The sequence below is a fragment of the Saccharomonospora iraqiensis subsp. paurometabolica YIM 90007 genome (genome assembly GCF_000231035.2).
GTDB lineage: Bacteria > Actinomycetota > Actinomycetes > Mycobacteriales > Pseudonocardiaceae > Saccharomonospora > Saccharomonospora paurometabolica.
In genome coordinates, this window is sequence record NZ_KI912210.1 from 85,813 (window position 1) to 86,041 (window position 229).

General features: G+C 76.9%; 1 protein-coding gene. It reads left to right on the forward strand.

Annotated elements, in window-relative coordinates:
* Positions 1–229, forward strand: a 229-nt coding sequence (locus tag SACPADRAFT_RS32220) for a sirohydrochlorin chelatase (RefSeq protein ID WP_040923931.1), incomplete at both ends; no start/stop codon positions are given.

The window sequence follows — 229 nt, forward strand, 5'->3', positions numbered from 1 at the left end:
TACGCCGACGTGCGGGCGCCCGACCTGACCTCCGTGTTGCGCCGGGTACGCGGTCCCGCCGTGGTCGTGCCCGCGTTCCTCGCCTCCGGGTACCACGTGCGCACCGACATCCCGGCGCAGGTCGCGGCGAGCGGGCATCCGGACGTGACCGTGACCGCGGCGTTCGGGGCCGCGCCGGAACTCGTCGGCGCGCTGCACGACCGGCTGCGGGAAGCGGGCCACCGCGAGG